The organism is Gemmatimonadota bacterium, from assembly GCA_026702745.1.
Classification (GTDB): Bacteria; JAAXHH01; JAAXHH01; order JAAXHH01; family JAAXHH01; genus JAAXHH01.
In genome coordinates this window covers 1-16,045 of the sequence record JAPPBT010000030.1, presented here as the reverse complement: position 1 = coordinate 16,045, position 16,045 = coordinate 1, and the positions used below count along the sequence as shown (strand labels likewise).

General features: G+C 62.2%; 15 protein-coding genes. 9 read left to right on the top strand and 6 right to left on the bottom strand.

Annotated features, from left to right (window positions below; translation table 11 throughout):
- Positions 1-11: 11 nt before the first annotated feature.
- Both OXH56_05620 and OXH56_05615 read left to right on the top strand, forming a co-directional pair.
- Complete coding sequence (locus OXH56_05620; GenBank protein ID MCY3554783.1) at positions 12-1,226, top strand: efflux RND transporter periplasmic adaptor subunit; 1,215 nt, start codon at positions 12-14, stop codon at positions 1,224-1,226.
- 21 nt (positions 1,227-1,247) lie between these two features.
- Positions 1,248-2,471, top strand: a complete 1,224-nt coding sequence (locus tag OXH56_05615) for an ABC transporter permease (GenBank protein MCY3554782.1) — start codon at positions 1,248-1,250, stop codon at positions 2,469-2,471.
- A gap of 47 nt (positions 2,472-2,518) precedes the next feature.
- Here the strand turns inward: OXH56_05615 and OXH56_05610 are convergent, their stop codons facing one another.
- The gene (locus OXH56_05610; GenBank protein MCY3554781.1) at positions 2,519-3,541 is read right to left on the bottom strand and encodes a M48 family metalloprotease; all 1,023 of its coding nucleotides are present in this window, start codon (positions 3,539-3,541) and stop codon (positions 2,519-2,521) included.
- A gap of 358 nt (positions 3,542-3,899) precedes the next feature.
- On the opposite strand from OXH56_05610, the gene OXH56_05605 reads away from it, so the two are divergent.
- Together OXH56_05605 and OXH56_05600 are read left to right on the top strand one after the other, a co-directional pair.
- Positions 3,900-4,403, top strand: a complete 504-nt coding sequence (locus tag OXH56_05605) for an isoprenylcysteine carboxylmethyltransferase family protein (protein MCY3554780.1) — start codon at positions 3,900-3,902, stop codon at positions 4,401-4,403.
- A gap of 32 nt (positions 4,404-4,435) precedes the next feature.
- Positions 4,436-4,837, top strand: a complete 402-nt coding sequence (locus OXH56_05600) for a hypothetical protein (protein ID MCY3554779.1) — start codon at positions 4,436-4,438, stop codon at positions 4,835-4,837.
- A 100-nt stretch (positions 4,838-4,937) separates the two neighbouring features.
- Here the strand turns inward: OXH56_05600 and OXH56_05595 are convergent, their stop codons facing one another.
- The 4 genes from OXH56_05595 to OXH56_05580 all read right to left on the bottom strand — a co-directional run bounded on the left by OXH56_05595 (position 4,938) and on the right by OXH56_05580 (position 7,781).
- Entirely contained in the window at positions 4,938-5,540 is a 603-nt protein-coding gene (locus OXH56_05595) for a helix-turn-helix domain-containing protein (GenBank protein ID MCY3554778.1), read from the bottom strand.
- A 148-nt stretch (positions 5,541-5,688) separates the two neighbouring features.
- Positions 5,689-6,462 (bottom strand): Two component regulator three Y domain protein, encoded by a 774-nt coding sequence (locus OXH56_05590; GenBank protein ID MCY3554777.1) that lies wholly within the window; start codon positions 6,460-6,462, stop codon positions 5,689-5,691.
- A gap of 29 nt (positions 6,463-6,491) precedes the next feature.
- A complete protein-coding gene (locus tag OXH56_05585; GenBank protein ID MCY3554776.1) occupies positions 6,492-6,956 on the bottom strand; it encodes an Ig-like domain-containing protein in 465 nt (154 codons plus the stop codon).
- Positions 6,957-6,968: 12 nt separating this feature from the next.
- A complete protein-coding gene (locus OXH56_05580) occupies positions 6,969-7,781 on the bottom strand; it encodes a methyltransferase domain-containing protein (protein MCY3554775.1) in 813 nt (270 codons plus the stop codon).
- Positions 7,782-7,911: 130 nt separating this feature from the next.
- Between OXH56_05580 and OXH56_05575 the strand changes: the two genes are divergently transcribed.
- Positions 7,912-8,391 carry an OsmC family protein gene (locus OXH56_05575; GenBank protein ID MCY3554774.1) on the top strand — a complete coding sequence of 160 codons (480 nt, stop codon included), beginning with the start codon at positions 7,912-7,914 and terminating at the stop codon, positions 8,389-8,391.
- 4 nt (positions 8,392-8,395) lie between these two features.
- Here the strand turns inward: OXH56_05575 and OXH56_05570 are convergent, their stop codons facing one another.
- Positions 8,396-9,544: an ATP-binding protein gene (locus OXH56_05570; GenBank protein ID MCY3554773.1), complete on the bottom strand. Its 1,149-nt coding sequence runs from the start codon at positions 9,542-9,544 to the stop codon at positions 8,396-8,398.
- Positions 9,545-9,987: 443 nt separating this feature from the next.
- On the opposite strand from OXH56_05570, the gene lexA reads away from it, so the two are divergent.
- The 4 genes from lexA to OXH56_05550 all read left to right on the top strand — a co-directional run.
- Positions 9,988-10,602: a transcriptional repressor LexA gene (lexA, locus tag OXH56_05565; protein MCY3554772.1), complete on the top strand. Its 615-nt coding sequence runs from the start codon at positions 9,988-9,990 to the stop codon at positions 10,600-10,602.
- Between the two features lie 56 nt (positions 10,603-10,658).
- A complete protein-coding gene (locus OXH56_05560; protein ID MCY3554771.1) occupies positions 10,659-11,309 on the top strand; it encodes a recombinase A in 651 nt (216 codons plus the stop codon).
- Positions 11,254-12,765, top strand: a complete 1,512-nt coding sequence (locus OXH56_05555; GenBank protein MCY3554770.1) for a DNA polymerase Y family protein — start codon at positions 11,254-11,256, stop codon at positions 12,763-12,765. The genes OXH56_05560 and OXH56_05555 overlap by 56 nt, the downstream gene beginning before the upstream one ends.
- Positions 12,762-16,045 (top strand): error-prone DNA polymerase (locus OXH56_05550; protein ID MCY3554769.1); only part of this gene is annotated, 3,284 nt, incomplete at its 3' end. The genes OXH56_05555 and OXH56_05550, both read left to right, overlap by 4 nt.

The following is a 16,045-nucleotide window of genomic DNA, read 5'->3' as shown; positions in this document are numbered from 1 at the left end:
CCACTTCGGTCATGAAAAAACGGATAGCCATTGCCTCTGTAACGGTCTGCGGCCTCGTGGCCGTTCTGCTGTATTTTGTGTTCAGTTCCACGGCTCGGGACGCCACGTTTCCGATCCACCAGGTACAACACGGATCGATCTCCGAGGTCCTGGCGGAGACGGGAACCATCCAGTTCGTCAGGACTGTCATGGTCAAGCCCACGATTTCCGGGGAAGTCAGGCATATTCACGCCGATGTCGGGGATCGGGTTTCAGCGGGGGACGTGCTTGCCGTGATCGAGCCGGACCCGTCCCAGTCCCTTCAGTTGTCCCGTCAGCGCGCCCGGGTGGACGGCGCCCGGATCGATCTTTCAGAAAGGGCGTTGAACTTCGAGCGAAAGCGCGAGCTTCACGAGCGGTCCCTGATATCGGCCGAGGAATTCGATCAGGCAAGGATTGCACATACAAGGGCCCGTCACGATCTCGACATGGCGGAGCTCGAACTCAGGATTCTGGAAATGAAGGTGAACGTCGAGGTGGATTCGGACCAAACCCATGACGCCGTGCGGGTCATGTCGCCGCTGGACGGTATCGTCATTGCCCGCGCGGTGGAGGAAGGCGAGGTCGTAGCATCTGGTACCTCTTCGTATACCGGCGGCACGGAGATGTTCCGGATCGGCGATCCGGACCGGATGATCGTAAAATCGGCCGTTGGAGAGATAGACGCCGGAAGGGTCAGGCCGGGACAGGATGTGCGGATTCGTGTCGATGCCTACCCGGACGCGGTGTACCACGGCCAGGTGGAGCGCGTCGCGCCTGTTGGCGTACGCAGGCCTGGCAGCACGCTGGTCACGTTCGATGCCGAAATCGTGATATCGGACCCATCGATGGAACTGCAGCAGGGCATGTCCTGCGATATCGACATCGTGGTGGAGCAAAACGACCACGCGGTGCTCGTGCCCGCTTCTTCCGTCATGGAAATGGACGACTACAGGGGTGTGTCCAATGAACAAGGCGTTCCTGCATCGACCGGATCAGTACCCGGCAAGCGGCACATGGTCTATCGTTGCACTTCGGCGGACCCTGAATTGAAGAGGTGTCCGGAATCGTACCTGGTATCCGCCATGGTCGAGATCGGTATCGAATCGACCGAAAACGTGGAGATCCTTTCCGGTATTGAACCCGGCGCGCACATCGCACTGGATGCCCGAGCGGTTCATGCCGCGCTGACCGCGATACACCCTTAACCTTAAAGGACCCTGTCGTCCGTGTCCATACCGCACCATATCCAGACCGTGTTTGCCAATCTCGCCCACTACAGGTTGCGTTCAGTCCTGACGCTGCTCGGGATCGCGGTCGGCATCGGCGCCGTAACCGCCATCATCGCGATCGGCGAAGGGCTTCACGACATGGTGATGAAGGAGTTCGAATCCGTGCACGGCGGCACCATGGTATGGGTGAGTCCATCGAGATTCGTAAACCGGGACGGACAGTGGCTGGAGGTACCGGATTACGAACATCTCGTCTGGCAGGACGTGCTGGAAATCAGTACAAGATCGAATGCCGTGCGCCAGGTGGTCCCGGCCGCGACGCTGAACGCGGATCTCAGGTACGCGAAAACGTCCTATGGCGGGATGGTGTACGGCACGACGCCAACGTTTCCGGACCTGTACCAGTGGCCGGTTTCCACGGGCCGGTTCATTATCGACCGCGACGTAATACGCTGGCGCAAAGTATGCGTGCTGGGGGATGAGCTGGCCACTAAACTGTTTGACGATGCCGACCCGGTCGGCAAGGAACTGAAACTGAACGGTCAGCGGTTTACCGTGATCGGCGTCATGGAGCCAAAGACGGTTTTCAATGAGCGCTGGGGAAACCGGGTCTTCGCACCGATTACAACGGTCCAGAAACGGATGCTTGGCCATGAAGGCTTCGATCTTCTGTCCATCAAGGTGGCGGATGCGCGTGTCATGGACCGTGCGGTGGGCGACATCCAGGCAGCCTTGAAAGCAATCCACGGCGACGAGGCCGGATTCGACATCGTCAGCGGGAAGGACGCCATGGACCAGATCGGAGGCGTGATCAACGCCGTCAAATCTTCGATTGCCGCATTAGCGGGCATCTCGCTGATGGTGGGCGGAATCGGGATCATGAACATGATGCTGGTCTCTGTCACTGAACGGAGGCGGGAAATAGGCATCAGGAAGTCAGTCGGGGCAAGACATGTCGATATCGTGAATCAGTTTACGCTGGAAGCCACCTGTATCAGCGCTTTAGGCGGGATACTGGGGATATCGCTGGGACTGGGTATCGGTTTGGTTTTCTCGTTTGTCTTGAATCAGGTGTGGGACCTTGCTTTCTCGAGCGGAGCTTCGGTTTCGAACATCCTCGTGTCGCTGGCGATTTCACTGGCCATAGGCCTTTGCGCCGGTATCTATCCGGCCTTGAAGGCATCGCAACTGAGTCCGGTGGATGCGATGAACCAGGAGTGAACCTGGAAAACCCGAGCGAATCGGCTGCGGAGCGCGCCAACCGCGTACTATCCAAGGCTCCCCACCCGCTCCAGCCTCTCCTGCAACGTGGGATGGGTGCCCAGCTTCGCCAGGAACTTTCGCGGCGGTTTCAACTTGTCGTTGATCTGATGCAGCCGGTATAGGGCCTGCTTGTACAGGGCCGTGCCCACCCACAGGGCGGCGGTCGCGTCCGCCTGGTATTCGTTACGCCTCGAAAGCGGGAACAGGACGAGGAACATAAGCAGGTAGATATTCACTAAGTTTATTCCGGAAAATACCCACATTTTCCAGGACTCTCCGATCGAATCGAAGTAGGCATAATAGTCGATCAGACTCAGGAATACCTGGACGACGAGGGTCCATAGCAGGAGAACCAGGAACATCCAAGTCATGTGCCGGTGCCGCCCATGGGCCAGTTCGTGGGCCAGGGCCGCCATGATCTCTCCTTCGCTCATTCGTTCCAGGAGCTTGTCGGTAAAGAAGATGTACTGGCCCTTACGGAAAAGACCGGCCACGACGGCGTTGGCGGTCTTGCCCTTTATGGCGTAGATCCTTTCGGCCCTGATGTCCATTCCGGTCACGGATATCAAGTGCTTCACGGCGCGGTCCATCCGCTCATCTTTCAACTCGTTGCCACGATAGAGGAGACGTATGATGTAAGGCGCGCAGCTGAACGAACAGACATTGCCAATGGCCACGGCCACGACGACCAGGATGATGAACGGGATCGATCCCGCCTCCGTGAGACCCGGCGCCAAATCCTCCAGGGTATTGCGTATGGCGATCAGAGAAGTCACAGCAACCAATACCCCGATCAGCGTCCCGACCATGGCCATCGCCATTACCAGGCCACCTTCGACCAACTTCTCGCGCCAGTTCAGCCGGATCGTATCGTCAACAGCCTGTTCCGCCTTGGCCGGCTGGTGTTGTCCGTTCGGAGGGTCCGCCGGGTCCGCCCGGTCCAGGCCGTCGACACGTGTCTGTTCGTCCTGGCCGTCTGCAGGAGTCCGTTCGTATTCCAATGGATTGTCGTTTCCGGCATTTTGCACGCTTTACCCCCGGCTGTGTGGATCGGAGAAGGATTGGCAATCAGGACCGCACTTGCTTCCGGTGCCCGGATTAAGGCATTCCGCCCGTATAAGTTAGATTGAATGAAGTAATTTGCCATGAATGACAAACGTTTGCAAGTCGTTTATTTCAGGTGACCGGGCTGAGGGACAAGGCTGAGGGACAAGGCCGAGGGCCAAGTCACACGGTTACAATCGCTTGACATGAGCCGTTTATTACCTCTTTGTCATGGGTGCCGGAACCCGCGATCGAATTTCATCGGGCGGCCGGTGGGCAATTGGAAAAAAACGGTCGCCATGCACGTGTCGAATACCATGAATTCAGACAGGAGCGCTACCGGTGAAATGGACCACCGCGAAAGCCGTCGTCCTCCTTCCGGCGGCGGCTACGATCTACGTTCCGGGCTTGATACTGTGGGTATTGGCCGACACACCGGGCGCGGTATCGCCGGCGGAGCCCAACCAGTTCCGATTCTGGATCGGGATCGCGATGGCGTTGGACGGCCTGGTTCTGGCAGCCTGGACCATGGCACTGTTCGACCGGATCGGGAAGGGCACGCCGGCGCCCTGGGCACCGCCCGAGAAGCTGGTCGTCCTCGGCCCCTACCGCCATCTGCGAAATCCCATGAATTCGGGCATGCTGCTCATCCTCGGCGCCGAGGCCCTGCTCTTCGGCTCATGGCACCTGGCGGGCTGGATGTGCGTGTTCTTCGTGGTGTGCGCGATCTACTTCCCGCTCCACGAGGAACCGGGCCTGGAGCGCCGTTTCGGTGAACCCTACCGGCTGTACAAGGCAAACGTGCCGCGCTGGATACCGAGGATACGGCCGTGGGAAGGACCGTGAATCGGATGAATCTGACTTACCAGGGAGCGTAAATGGCCATCATCGAGGACGTGAACGGCGTGCTCAGCAGGATCAACGATATGGATCTGCATATCCGCATCGTCAAGGGCACGGAATCGAAATCCATCAAATACGACAGCGACCCGGAAATCGAGATCAACTGGGCGGTCGCGAACGACTGGGACGGCATACCGGAAGAGATCGGTTTCTGGATCATTTTTACGAAGGACTGGGTGTTTGACGATACACAGAAGTTTTACGACGTGATCTTCAACACGGTCCGGGGGAACTTGAATCTTCGAAGGTGGATCAAACTGGAACCCATTTACAGCAACGAACACCTGCTCGAAGGAAAGTTCTATATCGTGGCGATCGTCGCCGATGTCCTGATGAATGACGAGGTGCGCCGGCAGGCGGTCGAGCACCAGCAATGACCTTCCGTGAGGTGCGAGATGGATGGGAAATCCGGCTGCCTGACGTTTTTATTTTCCGGGAGATGCTTCCTCGTTGAGGATCGTTGCCGTTCAGGTCCAACTAGTCATCTGAAACAGCATCCCCAAACGGGTGCAGATCAATGGGCGTGAACACGCCGTAAAATCCGTACTTGACGCCCGACTGGTCTCCTTTTCCGGGCGGGAAGTACTCCTCGATTAGCGCAAGCAGCCTGCGGTTGAATTCGGCGGCCTGGACTTCCGACAGCCGTGCGCGGTTGTGGTTGATCGACACCTGGGAGGAAGGTCCATACATCCCTTCGGCCACTTCGCGGAGTGCCTGGTTGAACTGGTCGGCCACGTCCGCTGGGATGGCGTATTCCGCCTGGCTGTGCGCCGCCCGCTCCGCCCGGACGCGGATCCCTCCCGCCGCGGGCAGACACCGCCATTCACGGGAGTCTTCCGCTCCATCACCTACCAGACGTACGACGCCCGTCTCCGCCAGCCTCTGCACGTGATACAGTACCCGGGCATCCGTAACATCGAGGGCTTCCGAGATTTCCGTGATCGATTTTCCCGCTTCGAGGATCTCGAGGATACGCCAGCGTAGAGGATCGAGGATGACATCTGCACGATCATCTTCGATAACCAGCGCAGCGGCTTCCTGAGACTCGACATTAAAGGTGGTTTCACGCCAGATTTCCATGTAGTCGCTCCTTTAGCTATGTAGCTCACACCTCATTCAGGAAATCACCGGATACGGCCGCGATGCGGCGCTTACAATGGCGGTGGTCACGAGCCTGGTGATGTTTACCGGCGTATACGTGGAGAGCCGCAGCAGGTTATCGATTCGTTCAGTTTCCCGAACAGAAAACAACCCCTCGAACCGTACCGCTAAATTCACCTTCTACCATTTCCAGCCAGGCGCGAAAATCGGGGTGGCTTGGCGCGCACAGTCCGGTGCCTCTTAAATCAAACCCCCCGAGCCTGGTGAGTCCGGTGAGTTCCAACGGCAAGGCCCCCGTCAGTTGTGTATTGTTATAGAGCCCCAGTAACCGCAGGTTACCCAACTTGGCCAATTCGGGAGGAATCGAACCCGATAGCAGGTTATTCGAAAGTCTTAACCTTTCGAGCACCGCCAGGTTACCCAATTCCGGGGGAATCTGTCCACTGAGCCCGTTATTCTGCAGTGACATGAACCGTAGCCTGGACAGGTTACCCATCTCCGAAGGAATACTTCCTGTTAAGCGGTTGGATGTTAGAGATAATTCAACAAGGTTTTCTAGTCGGCCTATAGATCCCGGTATTTCTCCACTCAGTGCGTTCTCGTACAACCATAATCCCTCGAGATTGACGAGGTTACCCAATGACGAAGGAATTGAACCACTTAGATCGTTCTTACCTAAAGCCAATATCCGAAGTTTGGGAAAGTTGCCGAGGGACGCGGGTATCTCACCACTTAAATTGGCGTGGGCGATCTGAAATTCCTCGAGGTTGCGAAGCTGCCCGACGGCACCGGGGATATTCCCGGTGATCGAATTCCCGCCAAGTTCCAGGATTCTGAGTTCTTCAAGGTCTCCCACCGCCGCCGGAAGTTCCCCGCTCAGACCGTTGCCCCAGAGATTCAATTCTGTTACACGGTCGTCCGGACTGACGGTCACACCATGCCAGGCGCTGATAGGAAACGAACTCGCCCAGTTCGCGCCGTTCTCCCAGGCGGATCCCCCAGGGCGTTGTAGATGGCAACCAGCGCCGCCCGGTCTTTGCTGACGATCACCACGACGGGCGCTTCACTGGCACCCGACTTCACGGTAATGTCCGCTCTCCCGAACGAATGGACGGTAAGAACCCCCTGGTTGTTCACACTGACAATCTCGGGCTCGCTGCTTGACCAGTTCAATGGCGCGTCCTCGATCGGCAATCGGTTCTCATCCTGCACGACGGCTTCAATGGAAACGGATTCGCCGATTCCAAGGTACAGAAGCGTCGAAGAAACATTGATCGTGGTTGGGATGGGCTCGGTGGCCTCTGTGGGGCTGAAGATACATCCTCCCCACATCAACAGGAGCGCTGTCGTAACGGAAACTCCCCATACCTGGTTCTTAGAGGTTTTATGCATCATCTCCTCACCCGTTCAGGACTTTTTCGCGGTTACCATGTACGAACCGTACTTTCGATCGCGGAACCAGGCGGACGCTGTAGGATACCTTTCGCTGTAGAAGGCGATCGATTCCTCAACCCATTCGGATTCGACCTGGTGAAAACCCACGGCTTTCAGGGAGTCCAGGGTCGGTTCCAGGTAGTTCCGCGGTCCTATAGGCAGGAAATCGGGATGGCGCCGATCGTCTTCGGCGGTGTGGCGGGCGGTGAAAAAAGAAGTCTGTACCGCGAGTCGGCCGTCCGGTCGCAATACGCGATAGCATTCCTGGAAGATCCTCTTCACATCGCCGGTGAAGGGCAAGGCCCCCTGGCTCCATACCACGTCGAAGCGGTTGTCCTCGAAGGGCATCGCGGCCGCATCTCCAAACTTGAAACGTACCTTGTCCAGCAGGCCCATCAAGCGCGTACGGACGGTCGCGATGAGAAGCCGGTCGTATTCCCGGTCCAGTCCGATCACCGAACAGCCCCATGCTTCCGCCAGGTGTCTGGCCGGTCCGCCCGCACCGCACCCCGCATCCAGCACCAGGTCTTCCGATGAAAGGCCGATCCGCTCAGCAATGCGCAACGTGGCCTGTTGCCCGCCGCAGTGATAACCCGCGTCTCCCCTCAGTTCGTCTTCCGTGTTCCGGAAGAGGCCGATATCGATGGATTCGTCCTTGAACGCGGCCAGACGCTCAAGGAAACCGTCCTTGTCCAGCAGCCCTTTCTCTTCGAGCAGGTCGACTATGCCCAGGAGCAGGAGACTGTTGGTCTGCGTCCAGGTTTCCTGTCTGTCTTTTGATTCCATGTTACCAATATACTTTCAAAATCATCAACATGCCGCCTAATTGGGATAAGCCAGAACGGTATGAGTTATGATTGGTACAACGCGTCGGTCACAGTCGGCCCGGTTTATCCGGCTGATAATCGGAGGCATCATGAACAGGCAACATTCATACGAGGTCGGAATAACATGGACGGGTAATCAGGGTGATGGCACGAGTTCGTACAGGGGCTATACGCGGGATTACGACATCGCATGCGAGGGCAAGCCGGTGGTCAAGGGTTCCGCGGACCCCGGCTACCAGGGCGACGCCGCGCGCCATAATCCGGAGGACATGCTGCTGGCTTCTATTTCGGCCTGTCACATGCTCTGGTATCTCCATCTCTGCACGGTGAGCAAGGTCGTGGTGACCGCCTACGAAGACCGCGCGGAAGGCGTGCTGGCACTGAATCCGGACGGCTCGGGCCAGTTCGCGCGCGTGACCCTCAGGCCCCGCGTTACGATTTCGGCGGAGAGCGACGCGGCCGTCGCGGAGCGGCTGCACGAGAAGGCCAACGCTATGTGCTTCATCGCCCGGTCCGTGAGTTGTCCGGTGAATCACGAGGCGGAGACGGTTATTGCGCAAAGCCAGTAATTAGCTAGGAGCCTGTTATAAACTCGAGATAGTTCTCCGGATGAACGACTTGGAACGAACTGTCCGGATAGGCCTTGCGCCATGCACTCGGTGCCCGGCTTGATTTGGCAGGCCATTTCAGTTCCGCGGCAAGAAGTTTGCCCCCCCACTCCTCGACCAGGTCGATCTCCTGGCGGTCGTAGGTACGCCAGAAGTAGCTTTCGGCCAGGCGGCCGTTGTACAGGTTGTACTTCAATCGCTCCACCAGGACGTAGTTTTCCCACAATTCCCCAACGTCATCCCGCATGGTCAGTGGGTTGAAGTTGTTGATCAATCCGTTCCTAATGCCGTTGTCGTAGAAGTAGTATCGCCGGCTTTTGGATATTTCTTTACGCAGATTGCGGCTGAATCCACGGCGGCTGTAGAGGATATAGGATTTCTCCAGCAGGTCGAGATAGCGATCAACGGTGTTTGAATTCATGCCCAACTGTGTACCCAGTTCGGAAGTCGACACCTCGTGGCCGATCTGGAAAGCAACCAGTTGCAGCATCCTGAGCAGCTTGTCCGCATGGCGTATGCCCTCCAGCTGGAGTATGTCTCTGAAAAGATAGGATGCGATCAGTTCCTTTATATAGAACTGCCGGTCTTCGTTCGAGTCCATGAGGACGACTTCAGGATACGACCCGTAGATCAGCCTTTGTTCGAGGTGGGCCCTGGTCTGGTGCGCGGACTCCCTTTCCTGGATTTCCAGTTGTGCGAGGGGCAGTAGCAACAGGGTATACTTGCGGCCGGTCAGGGGCTCTCCGGTTTGATGAGCCAGGTCGAAAGAGGACGAGCCCGTAGCAATGATCTGGAGCTCCTCGACGTGATCGGCGAGCAGCTTGAGATTCAGTCCGATTTCCCGGATATGCTGCGCTTCATCTATGATCAGTGTACGGCGTCGGCCTACGAAGGACGTCAATTTAGCCAGGGACTGACTCTCGAGATACTCCCTGACCACGATATCCTCCCCCGTCACGAGCAGGGCGTCGGGGTCGTGTTCCCGGATGTAGCGTTTGATCAGCGTGGTCTTGCCCACTCTTCTGGGACCGTAGACCACGACGACTTTTCCCGGTATGACCAGGTGTACGAGCCTGGAGAGTTGCGCCTGAGGAATGTATAATTCTGTCATCATATTGATATAATTAACGTTAATTGTGTTAATTGACAAGGCGTATTATTGAAAAATGCCTTTGGTTTGTGACGCGAAGAGAGATCAAGACGTCGCGTCACTGGTTTAGTGTCGGCGTTCGTTACGGACCGTATCGAGTTTCATCTCGACAGGATGAAGAAGAAGGGTATCCCATACCCGAGCCCACAGCTAAATCCACTTACCTTGAAATAGCCCATTAACGCATGATTGCCATTCCATAAGCCGCTCCCGACTCGCTTTTGTAGTTTCCCACTCCACTACTCCACAAATGGCGCTCACCTGTTCCAATCCCCAATTCCCTAAAAACTGCTTGACATAACAGACAAATGTCTGTTTTATGGATTTTCAGGCGCTCGTTTTGGCGCGATCCGGTGCGTTTTGGCGCGCCGTCCCGTTTTCCTCATCCCCGGACCGAGGAGATCATCATGGCCTACACATCGCCTGGGAAGACCAGGGAGAAGATCTACGATTTCGTGCGGGAGCGTATCCTGAGCGGGACCCCGCCCACGACCCGGGACGTGCAGCGCGCCTTCGGGTTCCGTGCGGTCCAGTCCGCCCGCCAGCACCTGGAGAAGCTGGTGTTCGAGGGGAAACTCGCCAAGGTGGACGGCCGATCCCGGGGTTACCGGCTTCCGGAGTTCGGCAAGGCCAGTCCCACCCAGTTGATCGCCATGCTGGGGCGCGTACAGGCGGGCGAACTGACGGAGGCCATGGAGGATCCGCCGGAGTACATCATGGTGCAGACGCGTTTCGACGACGATGAACTCTTCGCCCTGACCGTGGAGGGGGAGAGCATGCTTCATGCAGGCATCCTGCCGGGAGACATGGTGATCGTGCGCCGGCAGCCGACGGCCAGTCCGGGGGATATCGTGGTGGCCCTGGTGGGCGACGAGGCGACGGTCAAGCGGTACCGGGAGCGGGACGGCCGCGTCGAGCTGCATCCGGAGAACGAGGCCTTCGACCCGATCATCCCCCGGGAGGACGGCGCCCCCTTTTCGCTGCTGGGCAAGGTCATCGAGATACGGCGGAGCGTTGAGTAGGACGGCCGGGCCGGCGCGTCGAATAAAACAACACATCGCACAACGAAGGAATCATCATGTCGTCCCTGCAGGATCGGGATCTGCAGGACCGGGATCTGCAGGATCTCGAACCCTATTTCACGCGGATGCCCGCCGGAAAGCGGGAGGAGCGGCCGTGCTGGTCGCGGGCGCATTTGGCCGGGCGCCTCTGCGAGCTCTCGTCCGTCCCCGGGGCCGCCCTGCTGACGGCCGCCTTCCGGCTGGTGCTGGACGCCCAGCTCGAGGGCGAGCCGGCGGCCTGGATCACGGCGACGCCGGACACCTTCTTCGCGCCGGACGCGGCGGAGAGCGGTGTGGACCTGGACGCCCTGGTGGTCATCCGCGTACCGGACGCGCGGGCCGCGGCGCGGTCGGCGGACCGGGTCCTGCGTTCGGGCGGCTTCGGCCTGGTGGTGATGGACCTGCACGCCGATTCCAGGGTCCCCGTGCCCCTGCAGGTGCGCCTGGCCCGGCAGGCACGGGACCACCATGCCGCCCTCCTGTGCCTCACCGCCAAGTCCCGCGAGGCGCCTTCGCTGGGGCCGATGGTCACCCTGAGGGGCCAGACTTCCTGCCGCCGCCTGGCGGTGGACCGTTTTCAATGCGAAATCGAAATCCTGAAGGACAAACGTCATGGACCGGGCTGGCGCCACACCGAAATCTGCCGCGGGCCGGACGGCCTGCATTAACATCCGAACGGCCTGCATTAACATCCGGGCACTGCCGCTCCGGCTCCTGCTGAGGAGCCATCCGCAGTGGCGGAAACGGCCGGTGGCGGTGGTGGAAGAGGATAAGCCCCTGAGTCCCATCCTGTGGCTCAACGCCGCGGCCGTCCGGGGCGGGATCCGGCCGGGCATGAAGTACGCCGCGGCCCTCTCCCTGGACCGCGGCCTGTGCGCCGGGACGGTTTCGGAGGAGGAGGTCGGGGCGGCGGTCCGGCAGGTCCACGGCGCGCTGGGCCGTTTCAGCCCCCGGGTGGAGCCGAGCGCCGAGGAGCCGGGGATCTTCTGGGTGGACGCGGGAGGCCTGGACCGGCTCTACGCGTCGCTCGAGGACTGGGCCGGGCAGATGCACGCCGCCCTCTCCGGGCTGGAACTGCCGGCGAGCATCGCGGTCGGTTTCGGCCGCTTCGGCACCTATGCCGTCGCCAAGGCGAGGGACACGGTGGCCGTGCTCCCCACCGTGGCGGCCGAGGAAGCCGAGAGCCGAAAGGTACGGCTGCTCGATCTGCAACTCGAGCCGAAGCTGCGGGAAAGGCTGGACAAGCTGGCCGTGTATACCGTGGGGGATTTCCTGGCCCTTCCCGGGGAGCGGATCGCCCGGCATCTCGGCGAGCAGGCCCGGGCCCTCTACCGCTTCGCGGCGGGAGACCGGTCCCTGCCCCTGCAGCCGCGGGGCCTTTCCGAACCGCTCCGCGCCCGGATGGAACTGGACGCGAACGAATCGGACGCCCGGGGCCTCCAGTTCCGGGTGTCCCAGCTATTGGCGCCCCTGCTGAAGGCCGCGGGCGAAAGATACCAGGCGGCCGCCGCCCTCCGGCTGGCGTTCCGGCAGGAGAACGGCACGCGCCACAGCTGCCGGGTCCAGGCGGCCGAACCGACGCTGGATGCCAGGGTCCTGCTGGAACTGGTGGGCCTGCGCCTGGAAACGATTTCCTTCCCCTTCCCCCCGGTGGAGTTGGCTCTCGAGGTGGAGGGCGTGCCCGTCACCGCTGACAAGTTGAACCTCCTGCAGGAGAATCCGGACCGCGACACCGGCTCGGCCATGCGGGCCCTGGCGCGGGTCCGGGCCGAGTTCGGCCCCGGTTCGGTCCTCACGGCGCAACTGGCGTCGGGGCATCTCCCGGAAGCCCGTTTCGGGTGGCAGCCCTTCGGCAAGCTCGCCGCGGCCTCCCCCCGGCCCGTCACCGTGCGCGCCCTGGTGCGCCGCGCCCACGCCAGTCCCCGGCTCCTGGAAGGCCAGCCCGTGAACTGGCAGGCGCCTTCGGGCCCCGGCCCGCCCCCGGAGCACCTGGTCAGCGGCGAATGGTGGGTCCGGGAGGTCCGAAGGGATTACCGTTTCGTCGACACCGCGCGGGGCGAAACCCTCTGGATCTACTACGACCACGGGAGCGACCGCTGGTACGTCCAGGGCCGGGTGGAATGATGCGGGAACGCGCGGAGCCGGCGCCCTCGAATGGATTTGCGTCTCCAGACCCGCCCCGGCCCGGCGCGGAGCCGGCACCTTCGAACCCCACGCCCCCGGACGGCGCCAGCACCTACGCGCCCCTCTGGTGCAAGAGCAACTACTCCTTCCTGGAAGGGGCCAGCCATCCCGAGGAACTGGTGGAGGCCTGCCGGAGCCTGGGGCTTCCCTCCCTGGCCCTCACCGACCGCAACGGGGTGTACGGCATCGTGCGGGCCCACGTCCGCGCCCGGGAACTGGACGTCCACCTGGTCGTGGGGTCGCAGGTCAGCCTCCGGGACGGCTCGGAGATCCTGCTGCTGGTCCAGGACCGGGAAGGCTACGCCCACCTCTGCCGGTTGCTGACCGCCGGGCACCTGCGCGGCGCCAAGGGGAACTGCCGGGTGAGTTGGGAGGAGGTGTGCCGCCACAGCCCGGGGCTGATCGCCCTGTGGATCGGGGGAACGGGGTCGGCTGGCATCGGGCCGGCTGTCTCCGGGAACGCCAGCCCGGCTGGCCGCGACGACACGTCCGCCGTCGTCGCGTCGGGCCCGGACGCCGGCGCGGCCACCTCGAACCTACCGGGCCCGCCCGCCCCCGCCCCTTTCCCCGAACCGCTCCGCGCGGCCTTCGAAGGCCGCCTGTACGTGGTCCTGGCCCGGCACCGCCGGGCGGAGGAGACCCTGAAGGAGATCCGCCTGCGGGAACTGGCGGCCCGGTTCGGCCTGCCCACCGTGGCCGCCGTGGAGGTCCTCTACCATACGCCCGGACGGCGCCCCCTGCAGGACGTGCTGACCTGCATCCGGGAGGGCGTGACCCTGCCCGCGGCCGGGCGGCTCCTCCGGCCGAACGACCAGCACGCGCTCAAGGGGCCGGAGGACATGGCCCGCCTCTTCGCCGACGACCCGGCGTCCCTCGAACGGACCCGCGAGGTGGCCGCCCGCTGCACCTTCTCCCTCGGGGAACTGCGCTACCGCTACCCGCTGGAGCGCCTGCCGAAGGGAAAGACGTCTTTCCAGTACCTGGAGGAGCGCACCTTCGAGGGCGCGGCCCGCCGCCTGGGCGGCAAGTTCGAAACGCAGGTCCCCCAGCTGAAGAAGGAACTCGCCCTGATCCGGGAGCTGGAGTACGAGGGGTATTTCCTGACCATGCACGAGATCGTGGAGTACTGCCGCCGCGAGCGCATCCTCTGCCAGGGCCGCGGGTCGGCGGCCAACTCCGCCGTCTGCTTCGCCCTGGGCATCACGGGCGTGGACCCCACCCAGGTGAACCTCCTCTTCGAGCGTTTCATTTCCAGGGAAAGGGCCGAGCCGCCGGACATCGACCTGGACATCGAGCACAACCGCCGGGAGGAGGTGATCCAGCACGTGTACAAGAAGTACGGGCGTACCCACGCCGCCATGGTGGCCAACGTGGTCCGCTACCGCCACCGGTCCGCCATCCGGGAGGTGGGCAAGGTCCTCGAGATCCCGGCCACCGGCCTGGACCGCCTGGCCCGGCAGGTGTCCCACGGGCACTGGGACGAGGACTTCATCCGCCAGGCCGGCCTCGACCCGGAGAACCCGGCCCTGCGCCACCTGGCCGCCCTGGTGCTGGAGATCCAGGACTTCCCCCGCCACCTCTCCATCCACCCCGGGGGCTTCCTGCTGGGCCACCACCCCGTCCACGAACTGGTGCCCATCGAGAACGCCACCATGGAGGGGCGGACGGTGATCCAGTGGGACAAGGAGGACGTGGAGGACGCGGGGCTGTTCAAGGTGGACCTCCTGGGCCTGGGCGCCCTCAACCTGCTGCACCTCGGCTTCGACCTCCTGCGGCGGCACCGCCGGATGGAGCTCTCCCTGGCCACGCTCCCCCGGGAGGACGCCGCCACCTTCGACCTGATCTGCCGCAGCGACACCGTGGGCGTGTTCCAGATCGAGAGCCGGGCCCAGATGGCCATGCTCGGGCGCCTGAAACCCCGCACCTACTACGACCTGGTGATCGAGATCAGCATCGTCCGCCCCGGGCCTATCACGGGCGGCATGGTCCATCCCTACCTGCGGCGGCGCAACGGAGAGGAAGAGGTCACCTATCCCCACGAAAGCCTCGTGCCCGTCCTGGAGAAGACCCTGGGCGTGCCCCTCTTCCAGGAGCAGGTGATGCAGCTGGCCATGGTGGCGGCGGACTACACCCCCGGCGAGGCCGACCAGCTCCGGCGGGACATGGCTGCCTGGCGGCGGTCGGGACGGATCGAGCGGCACCGGGAACGGCTGGTCTCGCGCATGATCAAGAAAGGCATCGCGGAGGAATTCGCCGAGCACGTCTTCATGCAGATCCGCGGTTTCGGCGAGTACGGCTTCCCGGAGAGCCACGCCGCCAGCTTCGCCCACATCGCCTACGCCACCGCCTACCTGCGCTGCCATTACCCGGCGGAGTTCACCTGCGCCTTGCTGAACGCCCAGCCCATGGGGTTCTACTCGCCCTCCTCCATCGTCAACGACGCCCGGATACACGGGGTGGAGGTGCGCCCGGTGAGCCTGCGCCGCAGCCGCTGGGACTGCACGCTGGAAGAGATCGCGAGGGAAGGTGGTGGTGGCGCGGCCGGAGCGGGTTCGGGCCGCGGCGCGGTCGGCGAGGACAGGGGTGGTGGCCCCGCCGGAGCAGGCGGCCGCAAGCCCCGCCTCCCCTTCGCGGTCCGCATGGGCCTGCGCTATGTCCGCGGACTGGGGGAAGGGGACGGCGCGCGGCTGGAAGCGGCCATGGCGCAGGCCCCTTTCCGCGATATCGCCGACGTCGCTCGGCGGAGCGGCCTGAGCGAGGACAAGCTTGAGTCCCTGGCTGAGGCGGGCGCCTTCGCGTGCTTCGGCCCGTTTGGCCCGGACCGCCCGGACCGCCGCGGCGCCTTATGGCAGGTCCTGGGGACCGAAACCGGCGGTCCGCCCCCCTTGCCGCTGAAATCCCGCGGCGCCCAGCCCCGCTTCCAGTCCCTGAACAGCCTGGAGACCATCCTCTGGGACCACCAGGCCGCCGGCCACAGCGTGCAGGGCCACCTCCTCAAGCCGCGGCGTGCGGAACTCGCCGCCCGGGGACTGCCCACCGCCCGGGAACTCAACGGCATGCCGGACGGCCGCTCGGTCCGCTACGTGGGCCTGGTCATCTGCCGCCAGCGCCCCGGGACCGCCCAGGGCGTCACCTTCATGACGCTGGAGGACGAGACCGGCTTCGTGAACCTGGTCATCTGGGAGAAGGTGTTCGAGCGCAACGCCCTGCTGGCCAGGAC

Bases quoted from the DNA above. Each gene is read 5' to 3' on its own strand.
- OXH56_05570 (MCY3554773.1), bottom strand. From the start codon at position 9,544: ATGATGACAGAATTATACATTCCTCAGGCGCAACTCTCCAGGCTCGTA.
- OXH56_05600 (MCY3554779.1), top strand. From the start codon at position 4,436: ATGGCCATCATCGAGGACGTGAACGGCGTGCTCAGCAGGATCAACGAT.
- OXH56_05620 (MCY3554783.1), top strand. From the start codon at position 12: ATGAAAAAACGGATAGCCATTGCCTCTGTAACGGTCTGCGGCCTCGTG.
- OXH56_05580 (MCY3554775.1), bottom strand. From the start codon at position 7,781: ATGGAATCAAAAGACAGACAGGAAACCTGGACGCAGACCAACAGTCTC.
- OXH56_05555 (MCY3554770.1), top strand. From the start codon at position 11,254: ATGGACCGGGCTGGCGCCACACCGAAATCTGCCGCGGGCCGGACGGCC.
- OXH56_05595 (MCY3554778.1), bottom strand. From the start codon at position 5,540: ATGGAAATCTGGCGTGAAACCACCTTTAATGTCGAGTCTCAGGAAGCC.
- lexA (MCY3554772.1), top strand. From the start codon at position 9,988: ATGGCCTACACATCGCCTGGGAAGACCAGGGAGAAGATCTACGATTTC.
- OXH56_05560 (MCY3554771.1), top strand. From the start codon at position 10,659: ATGTCGTCCCTGCAGGATCGGGATCTGCAGGACCGGGATCTGCAGGAT.
- OXH56_05575 (MCY3554774.1), top strand. From the start codon at position 7,912: ATGAACAGGCAACATTCATACGAGGTCGGAATAACATGGACGGGTAAT.
- OXH56_05585 (MCY3554776.1), bottom strand. From the start codon at position 6,956: ATGATGCATAAAACCTCTAAGAACCAGGTATGGGGAGTTTCCGTTACG.